The organism is Lentibacter sp. (assembly GCF_029254145.1).
Taxonomy (GTDB): Bacteria; Pseudomonadota; Alphaproteobacteria; order Rhodobacterales; family Rhodobacteraceae; genus Lentibacter.
The window spans coordinates 1-24452 of sequence record NZ_JAQWYD010000117.1 but is presented as its reverse complement, the minus strand read 5'-3'; the positions used below and the strand labels follow the sequence as shown (position 1 = coordinate 24452).

At 58.7% G+C, this 24452-nt stretch carries 26 protein-coding genes and 1 pseudogene; 14 read left to right on the top strand and 13 right to left on the bottom strand.

The window, feature by feature from the left end:
* From P8O11_RS13540 to P8O11_RS13520, 5 genes and pseudogenes are all read left to right on the top strand, one after another.
* A pseudogene (locus P8O11_RS13540) lies at positions 1–316 on the top strand (amidophosphoribosyltransferase); the annotation flags it as partial.
* A gap of 34 nt (positions 317–350) precedes the next feature.
* Entirely contained in the window at positions 351–995 is a 645-nt protein-coding gene (locus tag P8O11_RS13535) for an SDR family oxidoreductase (protein ID WP_300294941.1), read from the top strand.
* Between the two features lie 200 nt (positions 996–1195).
* Positions 1196–1978: a 5'/3'-nucleotidase SurE gene (surE, locus tag P8O11_RS13530; RefSeq protein WP_300294940.1), complete on the top strand. Its 783-nt coding sequence runs from the start codon at positions 1196–1198 to the stop codon at positions 1976–1978.
* Positions 1975–2631 (top strand): protein-L-isoaspartate(D-aspartate) O-methyltransferase, encoded by a 657-nt coding sequence (locus P8O11_RS13525; RefSeq protein ID WP_089890494.1) that lies wholly within the window; start codon positions 1975–1977, stop codon positions 2629–2631. The genes surE and P8O11_RS13525 overlap by 4 nt, the downstream gene beginning before the upstream one ends.
* Positions 2632–2706: 75 nt before the next feature.
* Positions 2707–3900 carry a LysM peptidoglycan-binding domain-containing M23 family metallopeptidase gene (locus tag P8O11_RS13520; protein WP_300294939.1) on the top strand — a complete coding sequence of 398 codons (1194 nt, stop codon included), beginning with the start codon at positions 2707–2709 and terminating at the stop codon, positions 3898–3900.
* A gap of 153 nt (positions 3901–4053) precedes the next feature.
* On the opposite strand, the gene P8O11_RS13515 is transcribed toward P8O11_RS13520, so the two are convergent.
* From P8O11_RS13515 to P8O11_RS13500, 4 genes are read right to left on the bottom strand one after another with little or no spacing between them, the layout of a single operon-like run.
* Positions 4054–4893, bottom strand: coding sequence for an ATP-binding protein (locus P8O11_RS13515; protein WP_300294938.1), 840 nt, complete (start codon positions 4891–4893; stop codon positions 4054–4056).
* Positions 4893–5861: a twin-arginine translocase subunit TatC gene (locus tag P8O11_RS13510; RefSeq protein WP_089890487.1), complete on the bottom strand. Its 969-nt coding sequence runs from the start codon at positions 5859–5861 to the stop codon at positions 4893–4895. The genes P8O11_RS13515 and P8O11_RS13510 overlap by 1 nt, the downstream gene beginning before the upstream one ends.
* The gene (tatB, locus tag P8O11_RS13505) at positions 5858–6511 is read right to left on the bottom strand and encodes a Sec-independent protein translocase protein TatB (RefSeq protein ID WP_300294937.1); all 654 of its coding nucleotides are present in this window, start codon (positions 6509–6511) and stop codon (positions 5858–5860) included. Before tatB ends, P8O11_RS13510 begins: the two co-directional genes overlap by 4 nt.
* A gap of 6 nt (positions 6512–6517) precedes the next feature.
* Entirely contained in the window at positions 6518–6733 is a 216-nt protein-coding gene (locus P8O11_RS13500) for a twin-arginine translocase TatA/TatE family subunit (RefSeq protein ID WP_089890482.1), read from the bottom strand.
* A 186-nt stretch (positions 6734–6919) separates the two neighbouring features.
* Between P8O11_RS13500 and P8O11_RS13495 the strand changes: the two genes are divergently transcribed.
* Positions 6920–8215 (top strand): MFS transporter, encoded by a 1296-nt coding sequence (locus tag P8O11_RS13495; protein ID WP_300294936.1) that lies wholly within the window; start codon positions 6920–6922, stop codon positions 8213–8215.
* Between the two features lie 84 nt (positions 8216–8299).
* Here the strand turns inward: P8O11_RS13495 and P8O11_RS13490 are convergent, their stop codons facing one another.
* From P8O11_RS13490 to cysS, 3 genes are all read right to left on the bottom strand, one after another.
* The gene (locus P8O11_RS13490; RefSeq protein ID WP_300294935.1) at positions 8300–9076 is read right to left on the bottom strand and encodes a squalene/phytoene synthase family protein; all 777 of its coding nucleotides are present in this window, start codon (positions 9074–9076) and stop codon (positions 8300–8302) included.
* Positions 9073–10680, bottom strand: a complete 1608-nt coding sequence (cimA, locus tag P8O11_RS13485; protein WP_300294934.1) for a citramalate synthase — start codon at positions 10678–10680, stop codon at positions 9073–9075. The genes P8O11_RS13490 and cimA overlap by 4 nt, the downstream gene beginning before the upstream one ends.
* A gap of 178 nt (positions 10681–10858) precedes the next feature.
* Positions 10859–12271, bottom strand: coding sequence for a cysteine--tRNA ligase (gene cysS / locus P8O11_RS13480; protein ID WP_300294933.1), 1413 nt, complete (start codon positions 12269–12271; stop codon positions 10859–10861).
* 259 nt (positions 12272–12530) lie between these two features.
* On the opposite strand from cysS, the gene P8O11_RS13475 reads away from it, so the two are divergent.
* Complete coding sequence (locus P8O11_RS13475; RefSeq protein ID WP_300294932.1) at positions 12531–13700, top strand: pyridoxal phosphate-dependent aminotransferase; 1170 nt, start codon at positions 12531–12533, stop codon at positions 13698–13700.
* On the opposite strand, the gene P8O11_RS13470 is transcribed toward P8O11_RS13475, so the two are convergent.
* Complete coding sequence (locus P8O11_RS13470) at positions 13697–13933, bottom strand: hypothetical protein (RefSeq protein WP_300294931.1); 237 nt, start codon at positions 13931–13933, stop codon at positions 13697–13699. The two genes, P8O11_RS13475 and P8O11_RS13470, sit on opposite strands and share 4 nt — an antisense overlap.
* Here P8O11_RS13470 and P8O11_RS13465 point away from each other — a divergent pair.
* On the top strand, positions 13932–15482 hold the full coding sequence (locus tag P8O11_RS13465) for a trimethylamine methyltransferase family protein (RefSeq protein WP_300294930.1): 1551 nt from the start codon (positions 13932–13934) through the stop codon (positions 15480–15482). The genes P8O11_RS13470 and P8O11_RS13465 overlap by 2 nt on opposite strands.
* A 116-nt stretch (positions 15483–15598) precedes the next feature.
* Here the strand turns inward: P8O11_RS13465 and P8O11_RS13460 are convergent, their stop codons facing one another.
* From P8O11_RS13460 to P8O11_RS13450, 3 genes are all read right to left on the bottom strand, one after another.
* A complete protein-coding gene (locus P8O11_RS13460; RefSeq protein WP_300294929.1) occupies positions 15599–16558 on the bottom strand; it encodes a DUF3179 domain-containing protein in 960 nt (319 codons plus the stop codon).
* Between the two features lie 85 nt (positions 16559–16643).
* Positions 16644–17204, bottom strand: coding sequence for a peptidylprolyl isomerase (locus tag P8O11_RS13455; protein ID WP_089890463.1), 561 nt, complete (start codon positions 17202–17204; stop codon positions 16644–16646).
* Positions 17197–17703 (bottom strand): peptidylprolyl isomerase, encoded by a 507-nt coding sequence (locus P8O11_RS13450; protein ID WP_300294928.1) that lies wholly within the window; start codon positions 17701–17703, stop codon positions 17197–17199. Before P8O11_RS13450 ends, P8O11_RS13455 begins: the two co-directional genes overlap by 8 nt.
* A 156-nt stretch (positions 17704–17859) precedes the next feature.
* Between P8O11_RS13450 and pgk the strand changes: the two genes are divergently transcribed.
* The gene (gene pgk, locus P8O11_RS13445) at positions 17860–19053 is read left to right on the top strand and encodes a phosphoglycerate kinase (protein WP_300294927.1); all 1194 of its coding nucleotides are present in this window, start codon (positions 17860–17862) and stop codon (positions 19051–19053) included.
* A gap of 99 nt (positions 19054–19152) precedes the next feature.
* On the opposite strand, the gene P8O11_RS13440 is transcribed toward pgk, so the two are convergent.
* Positions 19153–19626, bottom strand: coding sequence for a PaaI family thioesterase (locus P8O11_RS13440; RefSeq protein ID WP_300294926.1), 474 nt, complete (start codon positions 19624–19626; stop codon positions 19153–19155).
* A 136-nt stretch (positions 19627–19762) separates the two neighbouring features.
* Here P8O11_RS13440 and P8O11_RS13435 point away from each other — a divergent pair, with 136 nt between their 5' ends.
* Entirely contained in the window at positions 19763–20062 is a 300-nt protein-coding gene (locus P8O11_RS13435; RefSeq protein WP_089890454.1) for a septum formation initiator family protein, read from the top strand.
* A 176-nt stretch (positions 20063–20238) separates the two neighbouring features.
* Positions 20239–20757: an aggregation factor core gene (locus P8O11_RS13430; RefSeq protein WP_300294925.1), complete on the top strand. Its 519-nt coding sequence runs from the start codon at positions 20239–20241 to the stop codon at positions 20755–20757.
* Position 20758: 1 nt separating this feature from the next.
* Here the strand turns inward: P8O11_RS13430 and P8O11_RS13425 are convergent, their stop codons facing one another.
* Positions 20759–21235 carry a DM13 domain-containing protein gene (locus P8O11_RS13425; protein WP_300294924.1) on the bottom strand — a complete coding sequence of 159 codons (477 nt, stop codon included), beginning with the start codon at positions 21233–21235 and terminating at the stop codon, positions 20759–20761.
* Positions 21236–21447: 212 nt separating this feature from the next.
* Here P8O11_RS13425 and pdhA point away from each other — a divergent pair, with 212 nt between their 5' ends.
* From pdhA to P8O11_RS13410, 3 genes are all read left to right on the top strand, one after another.
* Positions 21448–22455: a pyruvate dehydrogenase (acetyl-transferring) E1 component subunit alpha gene (gene pdhA, locus P8O11_RS13420; protein WP_300294923.1), complete on the top strand. Its 1008-nt coding sequence runs from the start codon at positions 21448–21450 to the stop codon at positions 22453–22455.
* Positions 22456–22469: 14 nt separating this feature from the next.
* Entirely contained in the window at positions 22470–23852 is a 1383-nt protein-coding gene (locus P8O11_RS13415; protein ID WP_300294922.1) for a pyruvate dehydrogenase complex E1 component subunit beta, read from the top strand.
* Between the two features lie 12 nt (positions 23853–23864).
* On the top strand, positions 23865–24452 hold a 588-nt coding region (locus P8O11_RS13410; protein ID WP_300294921.1), incomplete at its 3' end, for a biotin/lipoyl-containing protein.

Sequence of the window (24452 nt, the reverse complement as noted above, 5' to 3'; positions counted from 1 at the left end):
CCTTGATGCCGGCGCCGCCGAGGTCCACTTCCGCATCGCATCCCCCCCGACAGCTTGGCCGTGTTTTTACGGCGTTGACACACCACAACGCGAAAAACTCCTCGCCGCAACAATGTCCGAAGAAGAAATGCGCGAGCATCTCGCTGTGGACAGCCTCAAATTTATCTCTCTGGACGGGCTGTACCGCGCCGTCGGGGAGGCCGAAGGCCGCAACAAGAGCTGTCCACAATATTGCGATGCCTGCTTCTCTGGTGAGTACCCTGTCGTGCCTGCAGACATGGTCTCAAAAGGCTTCGAGATGAAGGCTGCTGAGTAAAAATAGCACTAAAAACGCCACGAAAGCTACTGATATGAATAATAAAATCGCCCTTATAACTGGCGCGTCTCGCGGCCTCGGAGCAGCCCTTGCCGAGGCCCTTTACGAAACTCATCATATCGTCGCTGTCGGGCGTACAACAGGCGCTCTGGAAGAACTCGATGACCGCATCAAAGCCAAGGGCGGGCAAGCAACACTTGCCCCCATGGACATCACCAACACCGAAGCCATGGCGCAACTCTGCCGCTCGATTTATGACCGCTGGGGCAGCGTGGATATCTGGGCACATACTGCAGCCCACGCCGCCCCCCTTTCACCAGCCGATCACATGGACATGAAGGGCTGGGAAAAATCAATCAGCATCAACCTCAAAGCGACTGGGTTGCTGATCGGTTATATTTCCCCCCTGCTCACACCCGACAGCAACGCGCTCTTCTTTGAAGACACGCATGGCGGAGAGAAGTTTTTTGGCGCCTATGGCACAACCAAAACCGCTCAAATCGCGCTCGCCCGCAGCTGGCAGGCCGAGACCGTCAAAACAGGCCCCAAGGTCCACATTCTGAAGCCCAAGCCGCTGGCAACGGCCCTGCGTGCCCGCTTCTTCCCGGGCGAAGACCGCGTCTCCCTTGCGCCGCCTGCCGCCGAGGCCGCACGCCTCCTCGCCGAACTCAACAGCTAACCCCGCAGTTTTCTTTCTAGAAATATCCCTGGGGGAGTTTGAGGGGGACTGGCCCCCCTCAACTGGTCGGATTGCGCGCAGCGCAATTCGAAGCCTTTTAAACTGTCGCATAAACGACTCTATTGCAAACCCCGCGCCAACGCCGCCTTGCTCTGTGCGCGCCCCTCCTTTATTCAAATAAAAAACAGTCAGGCGGCCCTATGCGTATTCTTCTCACCAACGACGACGGCATCAATGCCCCCGGCCTTAAATCGCTCGAAAAAATAGCGTGGGATCTGGCTGGCGCGAAGGGCGAGGTCTGGATTGTCGCCCCTGCATTTGAGCAGTCAGGTGTTGGCCATTGCATCAGTTACACGCATCCGATGATGGTGCAGAAGATGGGCAAGCAGCGCTACGCTGCCGAAGGCTCTCCCGCCGATTGCGTCCTCGCAGGCCTGCATGACATCCTGCCCGAGCGGCCCGATCTTGTGCTGTCTGGCGTCAACCGCGGCAACAACTCTGCCGAAAATGCGCTCTATTCAGGCACCCTTGGCGGTGCAATGGAAGCCGCGCTACAAGGGCTGCCTGCCGTAGCCCTGTCACAATACCTTGGGCCAGAGAACGTTGACATAGACAATCCGTTTGAAGCCGCTGAGGTCCATGGCGCCGCGCTTCTGCGCAAAATGCTCGCAGCCGCGCCCAAAACAGAACAGGACTACCGCCTGTTTTACAACGTCAATTTCCCGCCCGTTCCCGCTGCAGGGGTCAAGGGCAGCCGCGTCGCCGTTCAAGGATTCCGCCAAGGCGTCACGTTCGGTGTAGAACCGCACCTGTCGCCGTCTGGCCGCCGCTTCCTCTGGATCAAAGGCCACGACCAGCGCGTGCCCTCCACGCCTGGCTCGGATGCGGACGTCAATCTAGACGGCTATATCTCCATCACGCCCATGCGTGCCGATCTGACGGCTCATGACATGCTGAGCCAGTTTGAAAGCGTCAACACATGACTGATCCCGCGCTGGACCTTCAAGAACAGAAAATGCAGTTTATCTACGCGCTGCGCTCCAAAGGGGTGATTGATCAGCGCGTGCTTGCCGCGATGGAGCGGATGGATCGCGGCCACTTCGTGCGCGGCACGTTTGAAGAGCGCGCCTACGAGGACACGCCCCTGCCCATCGCTTGTGGCCAGACCATTTCCCAGCCGTCGGTTGTGGGCCTGATGACTCAGGCGCTTGAGGTCGGCCCGCGCGACAAGGTGCTCGAGGTCGGCACTGGCTCAGGCTATCAAGCCGCAATCCTCAGCCTCTTGGCCCGCCGCGTCTATACGATCGAGCGCCACAGACGCCTCGTGCGCGAAACCCAAGCGCTGTTCCAGCGCCTTGATCTGACCAATGTAACAGCCATGGCGGGCGACGGTAGCTTCGGACTGCCCGATCAAGCCCCCTTTGATCGCATCATCGTGACGGCCGCTGCAGAAGACCCTCCCGGCCCACTCTTGGCTCAGCTCAAAATTGGCGGTATCATGATCGTACCCGTCGGGCAGTCTGATGCGGTGCAAAGCCTGATCAAAGTCACACGGAATGACGACGGGTTTGACTATGAAGAACTGCGCCCAGTGCGCTTTGTGCCCCTGCTGGAGGGGCTCGGAAAAGAAGCCTGAGGTCGTCGCCCCAAGGGGCAGGCCGTGCAAGTAACAAAAGCTCTGGACAAAAAGAGCAGGTGTGAGGATATCGAGATGACCAAAGGGTTCGCAATCAAATTTCTAGCCGCAAGCACAGCGCTTGCCTTGCTCGCAGGCTGCGATCGCCCACTGGACTTCGATCTGCGCGGCAAGCTTGGTTCCAGCGCGGATACCTCAGACGCCGCGCGCAGCGCCACGGCCGAGCGCCCTCGCCCCGATGACCGCGGGATCATCTCCTACCCCAATTACCAAGTGGCTGTGGCCCAACGTGGCGACACGCTCGCCACCCTCGCCAACCGCATCGGCGCGGATCCTGTCGCGCTCGCCCGCTACAACGGCATCCAGACAGGCGATCCCCTGCGTCCCGGCGAAATCATCGCCCTGCCAAGCCGCGTCGCTGAGCCATCGCCGGCCACAGGCGCTCTTACCACGGGGCCCATCCAAGCCCCGACAGTCGATATCACAGAGCTGGCAGAAGGCGCGATTGAGCGCGCCGAGCCCGCAAACGTGAGCGCTGCCCCACAGCCCGTCGCCACGGCCCAGCAAGGGATCGAGCCGATCCGACACAAGGTCGTGCGCGGCGAAACCGCCTATACGGTGGCGCGCCTTTACAACACATCTGTGCGTTCACTCGCAGACTGGAACGGCCTCGACAGCTCCTTCTCCATCCGCGAGGGACAATTCCTCCTGATCCCGACACCGCTCGCAGAAAAACCCTTACTGGCCAAGCCCGCCGAACCAAAACTGGCCGAGGTTCCCAAGCCCGGCGTTGGCTCGCCGACCCCTGTACCCCCAAGCGCAGTCACGCCCTTGCCCAAAGACGAATCCACTGTCGCCGCAGCACCCGCGTCTGCGCCCACGCCCGACCTTGGCAAAACGCAGACCGCCGCCGCCAGCAATGGCAAGTTCGCCTACCCTGTGCGCGGTAAAATCATCCGTGAATACGCCAAAGGCAAAAATGACGGCATCGACATCGCAGCGCCCTCAGGCACACCCATCGGAGCCGCTGGCGCAGGCACCATCGCCGCAATCACTTCGGACGCAGACCAGGTGCCGATTATCGTGGTCAAGCACCCTGACAACCTGCTCACAGTCTATGCAAATGTCGGCAATATCACTGTGAAAAAAGGCGATAGCGTGAGCCGTGGCCAGAAGCTTGCCACCGTGCGTTCAGGCGAGTCGTCCTATCTGCACTTTGAGGTGCGCAAAGGCTTTGAAAGCGTCGATCCCCTGCCTTATTTGCAGTGATGTCAAATTTTGCTTCGCAAAATCTGACCCGTTGAGGGGGACGGGTCCCCCTTAAACTCCCCCAAGCAGCTTGCAAAGACAGCGCGTAAACCGATAGCGAGCACTTGCTGCGCCGACTCGCTAGGATATTTATGGAAAGAAAAAGGCGCAGGTTTACGCCAGAGCCACGCCCTTACGCCCTGCCAGATCTGTCACGTATTGCCATGCCACACGGCCTGAGCGCGCGCCGCGCGTGGCTTGCCACTCAATCGCTTCGGCGCGCAATTCGGCCTCGTCATAGGCAATCCCGAAGTGGGCACAATAGCCGTGAATCATCGCAAGATATTCGTCTTGCGTACAGGGATGGAACCCAAGCCACAGACCAAACCGATCGCTCAGTGAGACTTTCTCTTCCACTGCCTCGCCGGGATTGATCGCGCTGGACCGTTCGTTTTCAATCATATCACGCGGCATCAGATGGCGACGGTTTGATGTCGCATAGAAAATCACATTCTCGGGGCGCCCCTCGATCCCACCATCCAGAACAGCCTTGAGTGACTTGTAATGTTCATCATCATGGCTAAACGAAAGATCGTCGCAAAAGAGCACAAACCGTGCCTCGCTGTTGCGCAGTTGCCCCAAAAGCCGCGTCACGCTGGGCAGGTCTTCGCGCTGCAACTCGACAATCTTGAGCGGCAAACCTTCTGTCAAGATCTGCGCATGGATGGCCTTGACCAAAGAGCTTTTGCCCATCCCACGTGCGCCCCAAAGAAGAGCGTTGTTGGCGGGCAAGCCTTTGGCAAACTGACGCGTGTTCACAAGCAAGGTATTACGCGAGCGCTCAACTCCGATCAGCAGCGAGAGATCAACACGGCTCACCTTGGCCACAGGTACGAGCCGGTCAGGCTCCACATGCCAAACGAAGGCGTCCGCCGCGTCAAAATCGGGCGCGGCTTCTGGCGACGGGCTCATCCGCTCAAGCGCGGCCGCTATGCGGGCAAGCTCGTCGCTCATCAGCTTTTGTCTGCCTTGTCGTCCGCCTCTTCTTCTGCGGCCAAGTCTTCGTCAAACTCGCGCATCAGCGGGTCGTCAAACTCTTCCTCGTCGTCAAAATAGCCCTCTTCGCGCAGCTTGTCGTCGCGCTTTTTCTCAACACGGCCCACAAGCAGGATCGAGATTTCGTAAAGGCCATAGACCACGGTAAACAGAATAAGCTGGGTGACAACATCGGGCGGCGTCACCAGAGCGGCCAGTAGCAGAATACCCACCATCGCATATTTGCGCACAGCCCCAAGGCCCTCAGCACTCACAAGCCCCGCCTTGCCCATCAGAGTCAAAAGCACAGGCAGTTGGAAGCACATACCAAAGGCTATGATGAATTTCAGAGTAATATCAAGGCTCTCGTTGACCTTACCAAAGAAGGTAATTTTCACACCTTCACTTGTTTCAGGTACAACAGCCGTCGCTTCGGGCAAGTTTTCAACAGTGCGGGACAGCAAGTTGGCAAAGATCGAGCTCACATCGGCAAACCCAAGAAAGAACTGCATCGCCAGCGGCGTCACAACAAACTGTGCGAAGGATGCACCAAGCATAAACATCAAAGGCGACGCGATGATGAACGGAAGGAAGGCGCCCTGCTCGTTCTTGTAAAGGCCAGGCGCCACAAAGCGCCACATCTGAAACGCGATCACAGGAAAGGCGAGCGCAAAGCCGAACACCATAGAAATACGAAACAGCGTGAAAAGGTATTCCTGCGGCGAGGTATACTGCAGTGTTGGCGAAGGGTCGCCCAGATTGCGCAGCGTCTCTTCAATCGGAGTGAGCAAGAATTGCAGGATCGGCTCAGCCACCATAAAGGCCAGAACAATCCCGACAATAAACGCCAGAACGGAGCGGATGAGCCGCGTTCGCAGCTCGGCCAGATGCTCGATCAGCGGCGCGCTGGAGGCGTCCATTTCATCGGGCGTATCGGACTGGCTCATGCTTTATCTCCAGCAGGCTTCGCTTTGGCTTTGGCCTTTGCAGCGGGCTTCTTCGCGGCCGTCTTCGCAGCAGACTTGGCTGCGGGTTTCGCTGCCGTCTTGGGGGCCGCTTTCGAGGCGGGTGTTTTGTCAGCAGCTGTTTTTGCAGCCGGCTTTTTAGCAGCAGCCGTCTTGGCTGCGGGCTTCTTTGCTGTCGTTGTCTTTTTGGGGGCCGCTTTCTGAGCAGGAGCCGCTTTGGCACTCTCAGCGGCTTGGCGCGCAGCATGAGCCTCGCGCACTTGCTTGGCCGTCTCGGCGGCCGAGGCGTTGGCCTCTTCGACCATGCGGTCCCGCTCGGCTTGGCGCTTGGCCGCAAGCTTGCCGGTCTCGCTCTCAGGGTCCCACTTGGCGGCGTCTTTCACCGCATCCTTGATCCCGTCGAGGCCCATCTTCTTGGGATCAGCAATATCGCGCAGGCTCTTGGCCGTGTCGCGCATACCGCTTTCGTCGGCAGCATTGTTCATCGCGGTGGAAAACTCACGCGCCATGCCCTTCATCTTACCGACGAACTCTCCCGCTTTGCGAAAGAGAACAGGCAAGTCTTTGGGTCCAACGACGATCAGTGCGACGATGCCAACGACCAGAAGCTCGGTCCAGCCAAGATCAAACATAAAGCGTTACGCCTTGTCTTTTTCTTCAGCAGGCGTGACGTCCTTGGCCTCTTCGGCCATTTGGTCTTCGAGCTCTTCTGTGCCGTCTTTGACACCTTTTTTAAAGGCTGTAATGCCCTTGCCCACTTCGCCCATGAGCGAAGAAATCTTACCGCGCCCGAACAGCACGAGTACCACAACGGCGATGAGAAGTAGGCCCGGCAGGCCGATATTGTTTAGCATGTCTTTCTCCCTTGGTCGGCGCGCGCTTTGGCGCTTCACCGTAACTTTGCTCACCTTATCTAAGCCCTGCGTGGCAAAGTGAAAAGACGCAATAGAGCTTCAAGGGCTGAAAAATGCGATCGTTAGCGCTGACACGCACCTCCATCGCGCTTGCGAGGGCCTAAAAAAGGGTCTAGCCATTGCCCCATGACACAAACAGCTTCACCCGTTAACGAACCAGAGAACCACGCCCGCGCGAAGCGCAACGTGTGGATTCTGGTCTTTGCCCAAGCGCTGCTTGGATCGCAAATGCCGATGATCTTCACAATTGGCGGCCTCGCGGGGCAGATGCTGACAACGAATCTCTGCTTTGCCACCCTGCCAATCTCCATGATCGTCCTTGGCTCGATGATTGCAGCCACGCCCCTGAGCTGGTTTATGCAATCCTACGGACGGCGCGCGGGCTTTCTGCTTGGCGCGGCAGCCGGTGCAACGGGCGCGGCAATCTGTGCCTACGGCCTCTATAACGCCTCTTTTGGCATTTATCTTTTCGGTAGCCTGATCACAGGCATCTACATGTCTGCTCAAGGGTTTTACCGCTTCGCCGCCGCCGATACCGCATCAGACGCGTTTCGCCCCAAAGCAATCTCCTATGTCATGGCGGGCGGCCTGCTCGCGGCGATCATCGGCCCGCAGCTTGGCAATTATTCTTCGATGGCCTTTGGCGCGATCCCCTTCATGGGAACCTACCTGACCGTGATGGCCCTCAATATCGTCGGCTCGATTCTGTTCTTGTTCCTTGATATTCCAAAGCCCCCCGTCCCGGCCCATGACGCGCCGCGCGGACGCTCTCGGCTGGACTTGCTCAAAACACCTGTGGTCGCGGTCGCGATCATCTCGGCCATGGTCTCCTACGCGTTGATGAACCTTGTCATGACCTCAACACCTCTGGCCGTCGTCGGCTGTGGCGTGGGCGGCGAAACAGAAATCCCCGCCTGGATTGAAGGCGTTGTGCCCGCAGGGAGCATGCGTGATCAGTTCCAGTTTATCGCAGGCTATGTTGTCACGGCCCACGTTCTGGCAATGTATGTGCCCAGCTTCTTCACGGGCCACCTGATCGCGCGGCACGGCGCGGAAAAGATCGTGGCGCTTGGCCTGCTGATTCTCGCAGGTGCTGGCGCTGTGGCGCTTATGGGTGTTGATCTGGAACATTTCTTTGTGGCGCTCATTCTCTTGGGCGTCGGCTGGAACTTCGGCTTTATCGGCGCGACAACGATGCTGGCAGGCAGCCACGCTCCTCACGAAAGAGGGCGCGTCCAAGGCATGAACGACCTGATCGTCTTTGGCGGCGTGTTTATGGCCTCGCTGGCCTCGAGTGGGCTGATGAACTGCTCTGGCACATCGGCACAAGCGGGTTGGGTCTCGGTCAATCTGGCGATGGCACCGTTTTTGATGCTGGCAGGCGGCGCGCTGATCTGGCTCGTGTTGCGCCCCAAGGATTAAGCTTCGAATTTTCGCTGCGCGAAAATCCGACCCGCTGGGGGCTTTGCCCCCAGACCCCCAGGATATTTTGAGAAAGAAAAAGGCCTACCAGCGGTTTGTGAGCGCAAGCCTTGCGAGCCGTATCTGAGCGCGGAATGGTGCCAGCTCCAGCGTCCCGTTGAGCACGCGCGCGGGCTCTTTGATGGCCAGTTTGAGCAGCGGCTCAGACTGCCAACCTGCCAAAAGGGCGCGGCGCGCCTGTTTGGGCAGTGGCGCCTTGCGCGCTGTTCTGAGTTTTGCGAGCCCCTCTTTTGCCAGAGCCCTGATCGCGGCCTCCGATGTGTCTGGCAACGGGTGACGGTTTTGTCCGACCAGGGCTGGAACCGCTGTCAGCCACCCCGCAAGCGCCACAGCTTTGAGGCCCTCGTCAAGCTTTGGCGTGGTTTCTGTCCCCGCCAGCCCAAGGGCTGCGCGCATCAAAGCGCCTGTGGTGTTACCCAGATGGGTCCAAAGGGCTGCCTCATCTGCGAAAGCATCCGGGTAAATATCCCACCGCCGCGCCTCGACAAAGCTTTGCAGCGCAAGCGCCTGCGCGGGCGTCAGGCATTCTGAGAGTGGCGTAACAACCTCGTGGCGGCGCACAGCCCCGCCTGCGGCAATCTCGCCCAATGCATCATGCCACCATTGCAGGCGCATCTCCGCAATCATCGCCTCAGCCGTCACCCAAGGCGCGCGTGCCACCTCGACATTGAAGGCATAGAGCACCAAGAGCTTTTCGCGCAGACCCAGCGGAGCTGCCATCGCCGCGCGAAAGCGTGCAGGATCACCCTTGTAAACAATCTCAGCACAGGCAGCAATATGATCTGTTTCTTGCGCGCTCATGTGCTCTGCAACAGCTTCCAGTTTATCGCATCCAGAAGCGCATCAAAGCTCGCATCCACAATATTGGCCGAAACGCCCACAGTGCTCCAGCGCCGCCCCTCTGCGTCTTCACTGTCGATAATCACGCGCGTCACGGCCTCCGTACCGCCTTGGGTGATGCGCACCTTAAAGTCGACAAGCCGCATATCAGCAATCACTTCACCATAACGGCCCAAATCCTTAGCCAGCGCCTTGGCGAGCGCATTCACAGGGCCGCGGTCAGAGCCTGTTTCATCCATGCTTTCGCTCACTGAAAGGCGCTTTTCGCCATCAACCTTGAGCACGACAACCGCCTCGGAGAGCGAGACTGTCTTGTTGTACTTGTTCTTGCGCCGCTCGATGCTCACGCGGTAGCGCTTCACCTCGAAAAACTCTGGCATTTGCCCAAGCGCGCGCCGCGCCAAAAGCTCGAAACTCGCCTGAGCGCTGTCATAGGTATAGCCGTCGGCCTCGCGCGCCTTGATCTGATCAAGGATCAGCCCCAGCGCTGGATCGTCTTTTTTGACTTTAATACCAGCGTCTTGAAGCCGTTTCCTCAAGTTGCTTTGCCCCGCCTGATTGGACATCGGGATGATACGCGCATTGCCCACGCTCTCGGGCGCTATGTGCTCATAGGTGCTCGGGTCTTTCAGGATGGCACTGGCATGCAACCCCGCCTTATGGGCAAAAGCGCTCGCGCCAACATAGGCCGCTTGGCGCATCGGGACACGGTTCAGAATATCGTCAAGCTTGCGGCTCACTGTGGTCAGCCCCGCCAGCGTCTCACGGCTCACACCCGTCTCAAACAGGCTCGCGTAAGGCTCCTTGAGCAAGAGCGTCGGAATGAGCGTGGTGAGGTTTGCATTGCCGCAGCGCTCGCCGAGGCCGTTGAGTGTCCCCTGCACCTGCCGCGCACCCGCGTCGATCGCGGCCAAAGAACAGGCCACCGCATTTTCTGTATCGTTGTGGGTGTGAATACCGATCTTGTCGCCCGCGATCCCCGCATCAATCACCGCCTTGGTGATCTGATAGACCTCATGGGGCAGCGTGCCGCCGTTGGTGTCACATAAGACAACCCAGCGCGCGCCTGCGTCATGCGCGGCCTTCAGGCAGGTGAGCGCATAGGCAGGATTGGCCTTGTAGCCGTCAAAGAAATGCTCCGCATCAAACAACGCCTCACGGCCTTGGGCCACGACATAGGCAATAGAGGCACGGATGTTCTCGACATTCTCCTCAAGGCTGATGCCCAGCGCCATCTCTACATGAAAGTCATGAGTCTTGCCCACAAGACAAACATGCTTTGTGCCCGCGTTCATGACCTGAGCAAGCACATCGTCGTTCTCGGCAGAGCGCCCTGCCCGCTTGGTCATGCCAAAGGCCGTAAAGCGCGCCCGCGTCTTGGGCGCTTCGTTGAAAAAGTCACTGTCCGTCGGGTTCGCCCCGGGCCAGCCGCCTTCAATATAATCCACCCCCAGCTCATCCAGCATCGCCGCGATGCGGTGCTTCTCAGGCGTGGAAAATTGAACGCCTTGGGTCTGCTGCCCGTCGCGCAAGGTTGTGTCGTAGATATAGAGACGTTCAGTCATTGGCCAAGCCTCGCAAGAGCATGCGCCATGCCCGACCTAGGGAGGGCCTTCGCAACGGGTTGCAAGGGTGCTTCTGCCGACCCACAGCCCAGCGCGCGCAACAGCGGTTTGGAGAATGCCCTCCCTGGGGGGAGGTCGGGCATGGCGCATGCGCGCCGTTGGTTATCTGCGATCAGCATCAAGCTAGTCCCACCATCTTGCTTGCATCAAAATTCGGACCTTGAGACATCTCTACCCCCTCTTTCGACATTTTGACCACAACCCCAGCTTCGACAAGCTGCTCTTTCAAAGCATCAAGTTTTGAAAAATCCTTGCTATCCATGGCCTCATCTCTGGCTTTCAAGAAAGCATCTATATGCCAAGAGAAGTCGAAAGACTGGTCAAACCATTTACCGCCCTCCGGCGTGAGCAAGCCCATCAGTTGCGCCGATGCAAGAAACTCAGCCTCCCATTCAAGCTCTGATTTGTCGAAGTTTTCACCATGTGTTCTAGCGTTAATCCAAGACAGAAACAAAACTCTCATCTGGGACACTGCTTGAGGCGTATTCAGGTCTTGGCCAAGTATAGCGACCAACTCATCATTCGGCTTTGATGGCTCGACACCCGTGAGGTTTTCACGCCATTGATAAAGCGTCTTCTCCGCCTCTGCCCGCTTCTTCTCGGTCCAGTCCATCGGCTTGCGATAATGCGTCGAGAGCATCACAAACCGTATCACTTCCCCCGGAACGCCCTGCTCCAGTAAGTCGCGCACTGTGAAGAAGTTGCCCAAAGACTTGGACATCTTCTTGCCCTCGACCTGCAACATCTCGTTGTGCATCCAGAACCGCGCCATTTCCTCTGTGCCATTGGCACAGCAGCTCTGGGCGATCTCGTCTTCGTGGTGCGGAAACTGCAAGTCCAGCCCGCCACCGTGAATATCAAACACATCGCCCAAAAGCGCCTTCGCCATGGCCGAGCATTCAATATGCCAGCCAGGACGGCCACGCCCCCAAGGGCTGTCCCACCCGGGCTGATCCTCGCTGGAGGGCTTCCACAAAACGAAATCCATCGGGTCTTCCTTGTAAGGCGCCACTTCCACACGCGCCCCCGCGATCATATCGTCCATATCGCGCCCCGACAGCGCGCCATAGTTCTCATAAGAGCGCACCCGAAAGAGCGCATGGCCCTCGGCCGGATAGGCATGGTCTTTCGCAATCAGCGCCTCGATCATGGCGATCATCTCGCCAATATACCCTGTCGCCCTTGGCATATGCGTCGGCTCGAGCGCGCCCACCTCAGCCATATCCTCCAGATACCACTGAGTTGTCTCCGCCGTGATTTCGCCAATGCTGCGCCCGCTCTCGGCGGCGCGTGCGTTGATCTTGTCATCCACATCGGTGAAGTTGCGCACATAGGTCACATGCTTTTTGCCGCAAACATGGCGCAGAAGCCGAAACAGCACATCAAACACAATCACAGGCCGCGCATTGCCGATATGCGCACGGTCATAGACTGTTGGCCCACAGACATACATCCGCACATTGTCAGCGTCGATCGGCTCAAAGACCTCTTTCTTGCGGGTCTTGGTGTTGTATAGCTTTATCTCGGTCATGGTCGGCCCTCATGCGCGCAAATGCGCTCTTCTGGCGGGCTTAACAACTTACACAATGAGATGGAATAAGAAGAACGGCCCGCCTGATGTCTCAGCAGGTAATAATGCAGCAGACAATGCAAATCATCGTTCTCATGCGCCAAGCGATAGCCCATTCGCGCGCGCCTGCCAAGAAAAACCGCGCCACGAGTTGACATTGCGCCTTGAAGCAAGGCCCATGGGCCCACTTGAGACTCACCCAAACTGCTGCGAGGCCCCCATGCGCTTGTCCAACACCATCACAACCATCACAGGCGGCGGCTCAGACGGCTGGGATCTCTTCATCAAAGCCCGCAAGATGATCTCTGAGGGCCATGATATCACCGAGCTCACCATCGGCGAACACGACATCAAGACAGACACACGCATCCTTGAGGCCATGCACGCCGCCGCATTGGGCGGCGCCACAGGCTATGCCATGGTTCCTGGTATTGATGATCTGCGCAACGCCGTGGCCACGCGGCTCACTGCGCGCACAGGCGTTCCCACCACACTCGACAATGTGCTCATCACAGCAGGCGGGCAAGCCGCGCTCTTCGCCGCCTTGCGTGCGGCCCTCGATGAGGGCGACACAGCGCTCTACATCAACCCATACTACGCCACCTACCCCGGCACGATCCGCTCCGTCGGCGGTGTGCCAAAGGCGGTCACAGCCGAAGCAGACAACGGGTTCCTGCCTACATTTGAAGCACTCGATGCTGCCGCCGCAGGCGCCAAAGCCCTACTCATCAACTCGCCCAACAACCCCACAGGCGCGGTCTATGGCCGCGACACGCTAAAAGCCATCGCTGCTGTCGCCAAAAAGCACGACCTTATCGTGATATCTGACGAAGTCTATGACACGCAGGTCTGGGAGGGCGAGCATATCTCGATCCGCTCCCTTGAGGGCATGTCCGAGCGCACCTTTGTGGTCGGCTCCATGTCCAAGAGCCACGCTATGACAGGCTCCCGCGTCGGCTGGCTCGTCGGGCCAGACGAGGCCATGGGCCATTTGCTGAACCTTCTGACCAATACAAACTACGGTGTCGCAGGCTTCACACAGCGTGCCGCTCTCTTCGCGCTCGGCCTTGGCGAAGCCTTTGAAAGCGAGATCGGCGCGCCGTTCCAACGCCGCCGTGCCCTTGCGCAAAAGGCGCTCGAGGGCCAGAATGCGATCCGCCTCTCCCAACCCTCAGGCGCGATGTATCTCATACTCGATATCCGCGCGACGGGCCTTTCAGGCGATGACTTCGCAGACAAGCTTTTGATGGAGCGTCATATCGCAGTGATGCCAGGTGAAAGCTTTGGAGATGCCGCCGCAGGCCATGTGCGTATCGCAATGACAATCCCCGATACCCCCTTTGAAGAAGCGATCAAAGAGATCGCTGCGTTTGCGGCGAACCTCGCTTAAGACCCACGTTCCAAAAACGACAGAATGTCGCACTCAAGACAGAATCGCACCTTCAAAATCCGCTTAATCAAAGCATAGTCTTTGAAAGGCGCGTCATGCAGGCTCCGTTTTGCACAATCACTCTTGTCATCCGCACCATTGGTGCAGAGCGTGGTCGCGCGGCCCGTGGCGGTCCGTTCCGCGTTTGATTTCATCATCAAACACGGAACACCGCCCAAAAGGACCAGAGTCATGACCGACCAAACACCCATCAAAACATCCACACGTTCTGGAGGCCGCAATGCCCGTCGCGCGGCCCGCGCAGCGCCCCTCGATGCCGCCACCCGCCCGATCCGCGCAGGCATGGAAGGCGGGCGCTACAAGCCCCTGACAGATGCCGATGTGCTCAAAATTCACGAGGCCGCTCTTGAAGCGCTCGAAACCATCGGCCTCTGCGATGCGCCGCCCTCTGGCGTCGAAATTCTTACAGGCGCAGGCGCAATCCTCGGCGACGACGGGCGCATCCGCTTCCCCCGCGCGCTGGTGGAAGACATGCTCGCCAAAGCCGCCACCTCCATCACACTCTTTGGCCGCGAGCCAACCCATGACCTGCTGCTTGAGGGCGCGCGCGTCCACTACGGCACTGCAGGCGCTGCGGTGAATATGGTCGAACCTGACGGGCGCACGTACCGCCACAGCACCGTGCAAGATCTGCATGACGCGGCCCGTATCGCCCATGAACTCGACAATGTGCACTTCATCCAACGTCCTATGGTGTGCCGCGACATCACCGACAACCGTGAGATGGATCTGAACACCATCTACGCTTGCTGTGCTGGCTCGACCAAACACATCGGAACCTCCTTCACAGAGCCATCCTTTGTCCCCGATGCCCTAGAAATGCTGCACATGATAGCAGGTGGCGAAAGCAACTGGCGCGCGCGCCCCTTCCTGAGCAACTCGAACTGCTTCGTTGTCCCGCCAATGAAATTCGCAACCGAAGCCTGTGAGGTCATGGAAGCCTGCATCCGCGGCGGCATGCCCGTGCTTCTTCTGTCTGCGGGTATGGCGGGCGCGACAGCGCCAAGCACCATTGCTGGCGCAATCGTGCAAGCCACAGCCGAGTGCCTCGCTGGCATCGTCTACGTCAACGCCATCGCCCCGGGCCATCCGGCCATTTTTGGCACATGGCCCTTCGGTCTTGATCTGCGCACAGGCGCAATGACCGTCGGATCAGGCGAACAGGCGCTTCTGTCTGCTGGCTGCGCCCAGATGCACAAGTTCTACGGCCTCCCCGGCGGGTCCGCAGGCGGCGCCTCAGATAGTAAACTCCCTGATATGCAAGCTGGCTGGGAGCAAATGTGCTCCAACGTCATGATCGGTCTGGCGGGCTGCAACATGGTCTATGAGGCCGCAGGCATGCACGCCTCCCTCCTAGGCTTTTGCCACGAAAGCCTGATCCTCGCGGATGATCTTATCGGTCAAGCCCAGCGCTGCGTGCGCGGTATCGAGGTCGATGAGGCCACCCTCGCCCTCGATCAAATGCGCGAAGTCTGTCTCGGTGGCCCGGGCCACTACCTCGGCACAGACGGAACGCTCTCGCGGATGCAAACCGACCATGTATACCCCACTTTGGGTGACAGAACCTCACCCAAGGAATGGGTCGAAAAGGACAAGCCAGATCTGGTTGAAAAAGCCACCGCGCGCAAACACGACATCCTTTCGCGTCGCGCGCCCTCGGCCTTTGACCCAGCCACAGACGCCGCCATCCGCGCCCGATTCAACATTCACTTAACCGTCTAACCCTTTTTCTTTCCAAAAATATCCCAGGGGGTGCGGGGGACTGGTCCCCCGCCTTTCCTATGCTGCGCGGCACTGCCCCCCGCCGCTTCTGCGGTGCGGTGGCCCGCGGCGCAAACCTACTCGCCCAGCATCCACGCGCCCTCAGGCCAAAACGCGTGATAGGCGAAAGCAAACATCACATCATGCACAATATCCACACCAGAGGAGTCGCGCACCCGTACCTGCCCCACATCCCGTCCCGCCGCCAGTGTGGTGCTGTCCAGAGCCGAGGCCTTGCCCGCCATCCACGAAATCACAACCCCAGCCTCGCGTAGCTCTCCAGCCTCCTCCAGCCGCGACATCGGCCAGGCCCGCTCTCCCACGCGCACGACCCGCATCAAAGGATGAATATCATGAGGCGGGTTCTCCCCCGAATAGAGAAAGGGCCGCGCCGCGCTGTCATAGCCCACATAGGGGTTCTTGCCGTAGTGTCGACGAAAAGTCGGCGTTTTCATGACAAGGCCCTCAGGATTGCGCGCCGCAAAACTCTCCCAGCTTTCCATCCAGCTCGGCAGGGTCTCAAGCTCAACCCCCGTCATCTCACCAACAATGCCAACCCCTGTCGCCTGCTGCCACCAGCTTTCGCTCTCACGATCATACATCACCATATCAGAAGCACGCAGCTTCCCCGTGACCCCAAGCGTGAGCACTTGCCCCCCCACGCGGCGATCAAAGCTCACAGCCGAGTTACAGAGCGGGCAAAACGTCACAGCCACAGGCACGCCGCCCACCTCGTCATTCACAATTTCGTGCCACATCAGATAGCGCAGCGGATAGGCGCGCGCCTCGCCCAAGATCTCCAGCGCGATCACAGCCTCGCGTGCGCCAAGCCCGCTCTTCGCCCCGACAGGTTCAAACGCGGGGTCAATGAGCGCAGGAATGCCGTCCCTGCCGGGTCCGCCAGACATAATCTCAACCCAGTTTTCAATGCTCGTCACTGAAAAGTCGGTATTGGGCCACTCGTGCTTCCAAAAGCTCGGGTCCGCCAAAGCAGCCACGCCCCAAAGCGAAAACAAAATACTGTAAAGAGATTTCATAGCTGCCTCCCGCATTTGCAAGAAGCTTGCGCGATGGGGCGGCTCTTGCCTAGCCGCCCCACGCAAAGGTGATCACCGCGTCATATCACTCGGTGACAGTCACGCTCTTCATATAATCAGGCGCACCCAGCACAGCGCCATTGCGCCCTTTGCCAAGCTTGATCTGATCCAGAACATCAAGCCCTTCCGTCACACGGCCCACAACAGTGTATTGCCCGTTGAGCGAAGGATACTCGGTAAACATGATGAAAAACTGGCTGTTGGCCGAGTTCGGATTGGCCGAACGGGCCATTCCGACAATACCACGCTCATAAGGAATATCGGAAAACTCCGCAGGCAGGTCAGGTCGGTCCGAGCCGCCCGTCCCCGCCATGGCCATATTGCCACCTTCCATCTTGCCCATCACGACATCGCCCGTCTGCGCCATGAAGCCCTCAATGACGCGGTGAAAAGCCACCCCGTCATATTGGCCCTCTGCGGCCAGCGCTGCAATCTGCTCGACATGCTTGGGAGCGACATCCTCAAGCAAATCGATCAGAATAACGCCGTTGGCCTCGCCTGCGACCTCGACTTTGAGACCCGTGGCAAAGGCAGGGCTGGCGGCCAAAAACGCGGCCGCCACACTCAGATACCCAAACTTACGCATCGGCAGCCACTTTCACCGAGATCATACGATCTGGGTTCATTGGTGGCTCGCCACGGGCGATCTTGTCGACATGCTCCATGCCGCTCGTGACTTGGCCATAGACAGTGTATTGACCGTTGAGGAAGTCATTGTCTTTGAAGTTGATGAAAAACTGGCTGTTGGCGGAGTTCGGGTTGGCCGAGCGCGCCGCGCCAATGCTGCCGCGTGCGTGCGGGATGCGGCCAAATTCGGCTGGCAGGTCAGGCAAATCAGAGCCGCCCGTGCCAGCGCGGCCAGGGTTGTAATCAACTTCCATATTGGCGTGCTGCACATCACCTGTCTGGGCCATAAAGCCGTCAATCACACGGTGAAATGCAACATTGTCGTATTTTCCAGCGCGCACGAGCTCTTTCATACGCGCGGTATGCGCAGGAGCGATGTCTGGCATCAGTTCGATGACAACAGTGCCATCCTTGAGTTCGATCAAGATTGTGTTTTCGGGGTCTTTATAGTCGGCCATCGGGCGCTCCTGTCAAAATGATTGGCAGATACCTAAGCTTCAAAGCGCCGCTCGGCAAGCCCGCCCGCACCCAAAGGCGATGCCACGCTTGACGATCGCGCCCAATCGCGCGAAACCCCACTCCAAACACGTATAAGACAAAGCAAGGAGCACGGCATGGGCTGGATGACACTGGATGACTTGGACCTAAAGGGCAAACGCGTGCTCACCCGTGTCGACATCAATGTCCCCGTCCAGAACGGCATCGTCTCAGACGCAACCCGTATCGAGCGCATTGTGCCCACAGTCGAGGCGATCCTTGCCAAAGGCGGAACGCCCTTGCTCGTGGCGCATTTTGGCCGCCCCAAAGGCAAATCCGTGCTCGATCTCAGCCTGCGTATTGTGCTGCCCGCACTCGAAAAAGCGCTTGGGCACACGGTGTCTTTCGTCGAGACGCTGGAGGCTGCCGAAAATCTTCCAGAAGAAGCCCGCGCCGCAGAAGTGATCCTGATCGAAAACATCCGCTTCCATGCAGGCGAAGAAGCCAATGACCCCGCCTTTGCGGCGCGCCTCGCGGGACTGGCAGATGTCTATTGCAATGATGCTTTCTCCGCCGCCCACCGCGCCCATGCCTCCACAGAGGGTGTCGCACGCCTGCTGCCATCTTGCGCAGGTCGTCTTATGCAGGCCGAGCTCACAGCGCTCGAAAGCGCACTCGCAAAGCCTAAGCGCCCCGTCGGGGCCGTCGTGGGCGGAGCCAAAGTCAGCACCAAGCTCGACCTTCTGTCCAACCTCGTGGAAAAACTTGATGTGCTGATCATTGGCGGCGGCATGGCAAATACCTTCCTCATGGCGGAAGGCGCCGACCTTGGCGCCTCACTGGTGGAGGCCGACATGCTGCCCACCGCCCGCGAAATCATGGCAAAAGCCAAAACCACTGGTTGCCAAATCATTCTGCCACAAGACGGCGCCGTCGCGCGGGCTTTCAAAGCGGGTGCGCCCTTTGACACGCTCCCCCTTGGTTCGGACACAAAGCTTGAGAGCGACCAGATGGTGCTTGATGCAGGTGCAGCCTCTACAGCGGCCATCCTCACTGCGTTTGAAAGCCTCAAAACCCTGATCTGGAACGGACCTCTGGGCGCATTCGAAATTGCACCTTTTGATACAGCCACCGTAGCCGCCGCCCAAAAAGCTGCCGCACTGACCCGCGCAGACGCGCTCGTCACAGTGGCTGGTGGCGGCGATACCGTCGCCGCTCTCAATGCCGCAGGCGTGGCTGATGATTTCAGCTATATCTCCACAGCAGGCGGGGCTTTTCTGGAATGGATGGAAGGCAAAACCCTCCCCGGCGTCGCCGCTCTCGGCGGTTAACCAGACCGCCCCCTTTTTCTTGCCAGAAATATCCCAAGGCGAGGGGGACACGTCCCCGACTTCGATCGTCGCGTCACAACGTGAAACTGCGAAACACAATCACCCGCTCACGCCCTCACGGCCGCTGATCACCATCATAGTCGCCGTGAGCCGCGCCACTTCCACAGCACCGCCCTCCTCAAGCCCATAGGCCACAGCCTCTGTAAAGCACACAGAACGCCCGGCCTTCACAACACGCCCGTGAAAGCGAAAGCGTTCTGCCTTGGCCACCCGCATGAGAGAGGTCTTCAGTTCGATCGTGAGCACCCCCGCCTCCTCAGGCATCACAGACAGCGCCGCAAACCCAGCCGCTGAATCAAGCACCGTTGTGATCGCGCCCGCATGCATAAATCCGTGCTGCTGGGTGAAATCCGCGCCAAAAGGCATCTCAAAGACAACATCCCCCGCACCCACTGAGACAATCTCAACCCCAAGACTGCGCATCATCGCCTGGCGCGCAAAGCTCTCGCGCACCCGCGCCTCATAGTCACCATAGGTCTGCATCCTGCACTCCTGCCAACTCAGTTGTGGCATTTAGGACTCGCAACCGCATGAAAGCCAAGGCAAACCTCGCGTCATATCTTTGCATCTTCCCACCGCCTGTGCCAAAGTGAAGAAGGTCCAAAAGAGGCCAAGCAAAAACAAGCGCAAATGCGCAACGAGGCAGACTATGACACCGCGCAAATCGCCCGCCTTCGGGCCGCTTATCTTCTTTGCTGTGGCCTTCAGCCTTACGCTATACTTTACCTTTGCGGCCATTCAAGGCGACTACGGCCTGTTCCGCCGCGCCGAAATCATGGCCGAGCAAAAGACCCTCGCGCGCGAGCTCGCCTCCCTTGAAGCCCGCGTCGCCCGCATGGAAAACCTGACAACCCGCCTGTCAGATGATTACCTCGATCTTGACCTGCTCTCAGAGCGCGCGCGCGACATCCTCGGTTATGTGCGCGCCGACGAAATCGTCATCCGCTAAAACGCCCTGCCTTTACCCTGAGACAAAGGTAGCGAAAGCCCAAGAAGGCGTGGCCTGACATGGAATTGGCGTTTCAGTTTCAAGGCGACACGCCCCAGCCCCACGCCCGCTAAAACTCGTCTAAAACAGCACCAGCTTCGTAACAGACGAAATGCAACCAGCTTGAGGACAGTATTATGCGCGCCCTACCCAGGACCGCTTTCGCCCTCTTGCTCACGCTCCCACTGCTCGCCAGCCAAGCCACCGCCGACATGCTTGCAATCTTCACAGAAGGCGCACCCAAAGATCGCTTCACACTGCTCAACACTGGCCCCTGCGCCATCACAGAGGCTTCCGTGCTCATTGATATCTCGACAGCGCGCGGCAAGCTTATCTTTGATGTGACAGATCAAGGCGCTGGAGTGCAGGTCTTCCAACCCTTTGAAATCGTCACTGGCGCTGACGCGCTCGCAGGCCTCCCCGAGGTGCTTGATGGGCAGTCGGCCCTAAGGCTGAACATTGTCAGCCTTGCAGCAGGCGCCGAAATCGCCTTCACGATTGATGTAGATGACACCCTCGGCCAACGTGAAACAACGGTCTCCGGTTCCGAAATAGACGGAGCAACCCTCGCGCTCACGCGAGGTGCGGACAGCCTCACAGCCGGCTTCTCCCAAGATGCGCGGGCCACACTTCTCTTTTCAGGCTGCACATCCTAGCTCAAGTCGGCTCCCGATACTGCGCCGCAGTGATAAACTCGCCAAACGCCTCGCACCAGACCACAACGGTCGTGTAAGCTTCGATGTCTATGCCTTCAGGGATATCCAGAATAAAGCCGTCAAAGGTTTTGACAGGGCCAATAAGCTGCGCGGTCAGCTTGATCGCGTTAAATTCGGCCTCGTCCTGCACAAAATCGCTCACCAGATAGACCATGTAATCAGGCCCCGCCGCGAGGCTGCCCATATGGACGATCTGGCTTTGAGTGAGGCTGACGCTGCCTTCCCCCCAATGCAGAAAGTCACTGCCCTTGAGCTCACGGGTAAACTCCGCCGAGAAGAGCGCGCCTTGCGACGAGGCCATCAGCGTCGCCTCGTCTGGCGCCTTGGGCGCAGTCAGGATCGGCAACATATAGATGCCAAGTGCAAAGCCGATCGCCAGCATCAAGGCGTGTGTAAACGTCAGGAAAATCTTGCGCATGAGGGTTCCGTTCCTTTGTTCGATCTGCACCCATGAAGAACGGGCAGTTTGAAAAGCTGTAAGTTCGAGCCTAAGCCAGCTTGAGACACGAGTCGATCATAGCCTGCACCTGTGAGCGCATGAGCGCCCAAAAAACTCTCGCCACGCAAGATAATTTCGTGTAATAAATGGTTTAACGCTAAACTATCTGTTTACGAAAGGGGCGCACGCCTATGGCCACCCGCAAAACAAAAGCTAAATCAAACACTTCGGCAGAAGATCTCAAAGCCTATTACCGTGATATGCTTCTCATCCGCCGATTCGAAGAAAAGGCAGGCCAGCTCTATGGCATGGGCCTGATCGGCGGCTTCTGCCACCTCTACATTGGTCAAGAGGCCGTTGTGGTCGGGCTTGAAGCCTCTGCCAAAGAGGGCGATAAGCGCCTCACCTCGTACCGAGATCACGGCCACATGCTCGCCTGCGGCATGGATCCAAACGGCGTTATGGCCGAGCTGACTGGCCGCGAGGGCGGCTATTCCAAAGGTAAAGGCGGGTCCATGCACATGTTCTCCGCCGAGAAGCACTTCTACGGCGGCCACGGCATCGTTGCTGCGCAAGTGCCGCTTGGTGCGGGTCTTGCCTTCTCGGACCAGTATAAAGGCAATGACAATGTCACCTTTACTTACTTCGGTGATGGCGCAGCCAACCAAGGCCAAGTCTACGAAACATTCAACATGGCCGCGCTCTGGAAGCTGCCCGTCGTGTTTGTGATCGAAAACAACCAGTACGCCATGGGCACATCTCAACAGCGCTCGACCTCCTCACCCGACATCCACACCCGCGGCATCGCCTTCGGTATCCCCGGTGAGGCGGTTGACGGCATGGACGTTCTGGCTGTGAAGGAAGCGGGCGAAAAAGCTGTCGCGCACTGCCGCGCAGGCAAAGGCCCCTATATTCTGGAGATGATGACCTACCGTTACCGTGGTCACTCCATGTCTGATCCCGCCAAATATCGTACCCGCGAAGAAGTGCAGAAAATCCGCGAGAAATCTGACTGTATCGAGCATGTCCGCGAGATGCTGATCACAGGCAAGCACGCGACTGAGGATGAGCTCAAAGAGATCGACAAAGAGATCAAGGCCGTGGTCAACGCCTCCGCCGAATTTGCCAAAGAAAGCCCCGAGCCCGACCTGAGCGAGCTTTGGACAGATATCTACGCTGACATTCGGCAAGAAGCCTGAGGGAGACACACACCATGGCAATCGAAATTCTCATGCCCGCCCTCTCGCCCACTATGGAAGAAGGCACATTGGCCAAATGGCTGGTGAAAGAAGGCGATACCGTCCAATCTGGCGATATCCTCGCTGAAATCGAAACCGACAAGGCCACGATGGAATTTGAAGCCGTCGATGAAGGCGTGATTGGTAAAATCCTGATTGCCGAAGGCACAGAAGGCGTCAAAGTCAACACTCCCATCGCGATTATTGGCGAAGAGGGTGAAGACATGAGCGCCGCGCCCGCCGCCGCGACCGCAGCTGTCGAAGCATCAGCACCTGCCGCCGCTGCCGCCGCTGCAGCCCCCGTCCCTGCCAAAGCCGCAGCGCCAGACGCCGCCCCAGTGGCCAACCTGACACCCGACTGGCCCGAAGGCACCGAAGTCAAGCAGCAGACCGTTCGTGAAGCGCTGCGCGAAGGCATGTCCGAAGAGATGCGCCGTGACGAGACAGTGTTTCTCATGGGGGAGGAAGTCGCCGAATACCAGGGCGCTTACAAAATTTCCCAAGGCATGCTTGAAGAGTTCGGCTCTAAACGCGTCATCGATACCCCGATCACAGAGCATGGCTTTGCAGGGATCGGTGTCGGGGCAGCCTTTGGTGGCCTGCGTCCGATCGTAGAGTTCATGACGTTCAACTTCGCCATGCAAGCCATTGATCATATTATCAACTCAGCCGCCAAGACGCTCTATATGTCTGGCGGCCAGATGGGGGCGCCCATGGTCTTCCGTGGGCCCAATGGCGCAGCCGCACGCGTTGGCGCGCAGCACTCTCAAGACTACGCCGCATGGTACGCGCAGATCCCGGGCCTCAAGGTCGTCATGCCCTACTCGGCCTCTGACTATAAAGGCCTCATGAAAACGGCGATCCGTGATCCCAACCCGGTGATCTTCCTCGAAAATGAGATCCTTTATGGCAAGTCCTTTGATGTGCCCGTCATGGATGACTTCACAGTTCCATTTGGCAAAGCCCGTATCTGGCGCGAAGGCACAGACGTCACAATCGTCTCGTTTGGCATCGGCATGACCTACGCCTTGGAAGCCGCCGAGAAACTCGCAGAAGACGGCATCTCTGCTGAAGTGATTGATCTGCGCACCCTGCGTCCGATTGATTATGACACAGTCATCGCCTCGGTGATGAAAACAAACCGCTGCGTCACAGTCGAAGAGGGCTGGCCCGTGGCTTCCATGGGCAACCACCTCGCCGCAACCATCATGACCCGCGCGTTTGACTACCTCGATGCGCCCGTGCTGAGCTGCACAGGCAAGGATGTCCCCATGCCCTACGCCGCCAATCTTGAAAAACATGCGCTGGTGACCACCGATGAGGTCGTCGCCACCGTCAAACAAGTCACCTACCGCTAAGGGAGCGCGATCATGCCAACAGAAATCCTCATGCCCGCCCTCTCGCCCACCATGGAAGAAGGCACGCTCGCCAAATGGCTCGTCAAAGAAGGCGATACCGTCTCCTCGGGCGATCTTCTCGCCGAAATCGAGACAGACAAGGCCACGATGGAGTTTGAAGCGGTCGACGAAGGCGTCATCGGCAAACTCATGGTCGCCGAAGGCACAGAGGCCGTAAAGGTCAACACAGTCATCGCGGTCCTGCTCGAAGACGGCGAAAGCGCCTCTGATATCGGCACAGCAGCGGCCCCCAAAGTCGCAGAAGCACCCGTCGCAAACGCCGCAGCACCTGCCCCACAAGCCGCAGCCACCAGCGCGCCGGCCCCCGCCGCGCCACAAAAAGACGGCAGCCGCATCTTTGCCTCGCCGCTCGCGCGCCGGATCGCCGCAGACAAGGGCCTCGATCTGGCCACAGTAACAGGCTCGGGCCCCAAAGGCCGGATCGTTAAAGCCGATGTGATGGACGCACAGCCAAGTGCCGCCCCCGCCCCACAAGCTTCCGCGCCCGCAGCCGCCTCAGCCCCCGCCGCTATGCCCTCAAGCCCAAGCGCTGATATGGTT

Bases quoted from the DNA above. Each gene is read 5' to 3' on its own strand.
- P8O11_RS13515 (WP_300294938.1), bottom strand. From the start codon at position 4,893: ATGAGCGACGAGCTTGCCCGCATAGCGGCCGCGCTTGAGCGGATGAGC.
- cysS (WP_300294933.1), bottom strand. From the start codon at position 12,271: ATGACCGAGATAAAGCTATACAACACCAAGACCCGCAAGAAAGAGGTC.
- P8O11_RS13425 (WP_300294924.1), bottom strand. From the start codon at position 21,235: ATGCGCAAGATTTTCCTGACGTTTACACACGCCTTGATGCTGGCGATC.
- surE (WP_300294940.1), top strand. From the start codon at position 1,196: ATGCGTATTCTTCTCACCAACGACGACGGCATCAATGCCCCCGGCCTT.
- P8O11_RS13455 (WP_089890463.1), bottom strand. From the start codon at position 17,204: ATGCGTAAGTTTGGGTATCTGAGTGTGGCGGCCGCGTTTTTGGCCGCC.
- P8O11_RS13490 (WP_300294935.1), bottom strand. From the start codon at position 9,076: ATGAGCGCGCAAGAAACAGATCATATTGCTGCCTGTGCTGAGATTGTT.
- P8O11_RS13535 (WP_300294941.1), top strand. From the start codon at position 351: ATGAATAATAAAATCGCCCTTATAACTGGCGCGTCTCGCGGCCTCGGA.
- P8O11_RS13510 (WP_089890487.1), bottom strand. From the start codon at position 5,861: ATGAGCCAGTCCGATACGCCCGATGAAATGGACGCCTCCAGCGCGCCG.
- P8O11_RS13440 (WP_300294926.1), bottom strand. From the start codon at position 19,626: ATGCCACAACTGAGTTGGCAGGAGTGCAGGATGCAGACCTATGGTGAC.
- P8O11_RS13465 (WP_300294930.1), top strand. From the start codon at position 13,932: ATGACCGACCAAACACCCATCAAAACATCCACACGTTCTGGAGGCCGC.
- P8O11_RS13435 (WP_089890454.1), top strand. From the start codon at position 19,763: ATGACACCGCGCAAATCGCCCGCCTTCGGGCCGCTTATCTTCTTTGCT.
- P8O11_RS13470 (WP_300294931.1), bottom strand. From the start codon at position 13,933: ATGACTCTGGTCCTTTTGGGCGGTGTTCCGTGTTTGATGATGAAATCA.
- pdhA (WP_300294923.1), top strand. From the start codon at position 21,448: ATGGCCACCCGCAAAACAAAAGCTAAATCAAACACTTCGGCAGAAGAT.
- P8O11_RS13415 (WP_300294922.1), top strand. From the start codon at position 22,470: ATGGCAATCGAAATTCTCATGCCCGCCCTCTCGCCCACTATGGAAGAA.
- cimA (WP_300294934.1), bottom strand. From the start codon at position 10,680: ATGACTGAACGTCTCTATATCTACGACACAACCTTGCGCGACGGGCAG.
- P8O11_RS13430 (WP_300294925.1), top strand. From the start codon at position 20,239: ATGCGCGCCCTACCCAGGACCGCTTTCGCCCTCTTGCTCACGCTCCCA.
- P8O11_RS13525 (WP_089890494.1), top strand. From the start codon at position 1,975: ATGACTGATCCCGCGCTGGACCTTCAAGAACAGAAAATGCAGTTTATC.
- P8O11_RS13450 (WP_300294928.1), bottom strand. From the start codon at position 17,703: ATGGCCGACTATAAAGACCCCGAAAACACAATCTTGATCGAACTCAAG.
- pgk (WP_300294927.1), top strand. From the start codon at position 17,860: ATGGGCTGGATGACACTGGATGACTTGGACCTAAAGGGCAAACGCGTG.
- P8O11_RS13520 (WP_300294939.1), top strand. From the start codon at position 2,707: ATGACCAAAGGGTTCGCAATCAAATTTCTAGCCGCAAGCACAGCGCTT.
- P8O11_RS13460 (WP_300294929.1), bottom strand. From the start codon at position 16,558: ATGAAATCTCTTTACAGTATTTTGTTTTCGCTTTGGGGCGTGGCTGCT.
- tatB (WP_300294937.1), bottom strand. From the start codon at position 6,511: ATGTTTGATCTTGGCTGGACCGAGCTTCTGGTCGTTGGCATCGTCGCA.
- P8O11_RS13475 (WP_300294932.1), top strand. From the start codon at position 12,531: ATGCGCTTGTCCAACACCATCACAACCATCACAGGCGGCGGCTCAGAC.
- P8O11_RS13500 (WP_089890482.1), bottom strand. From the start codon at position 6,733: ATGCTAAACAATATCGGCCTGCCGGGCCTACTTCTCATCGCCGTTGTG.
- P8O11_RS13495 (WP_300294936.1), top strand. From the start codon at position 6,920: ATGACACAAACAGCTTCACCCGTTAACGAACCAGAGAACCACGCCCGC.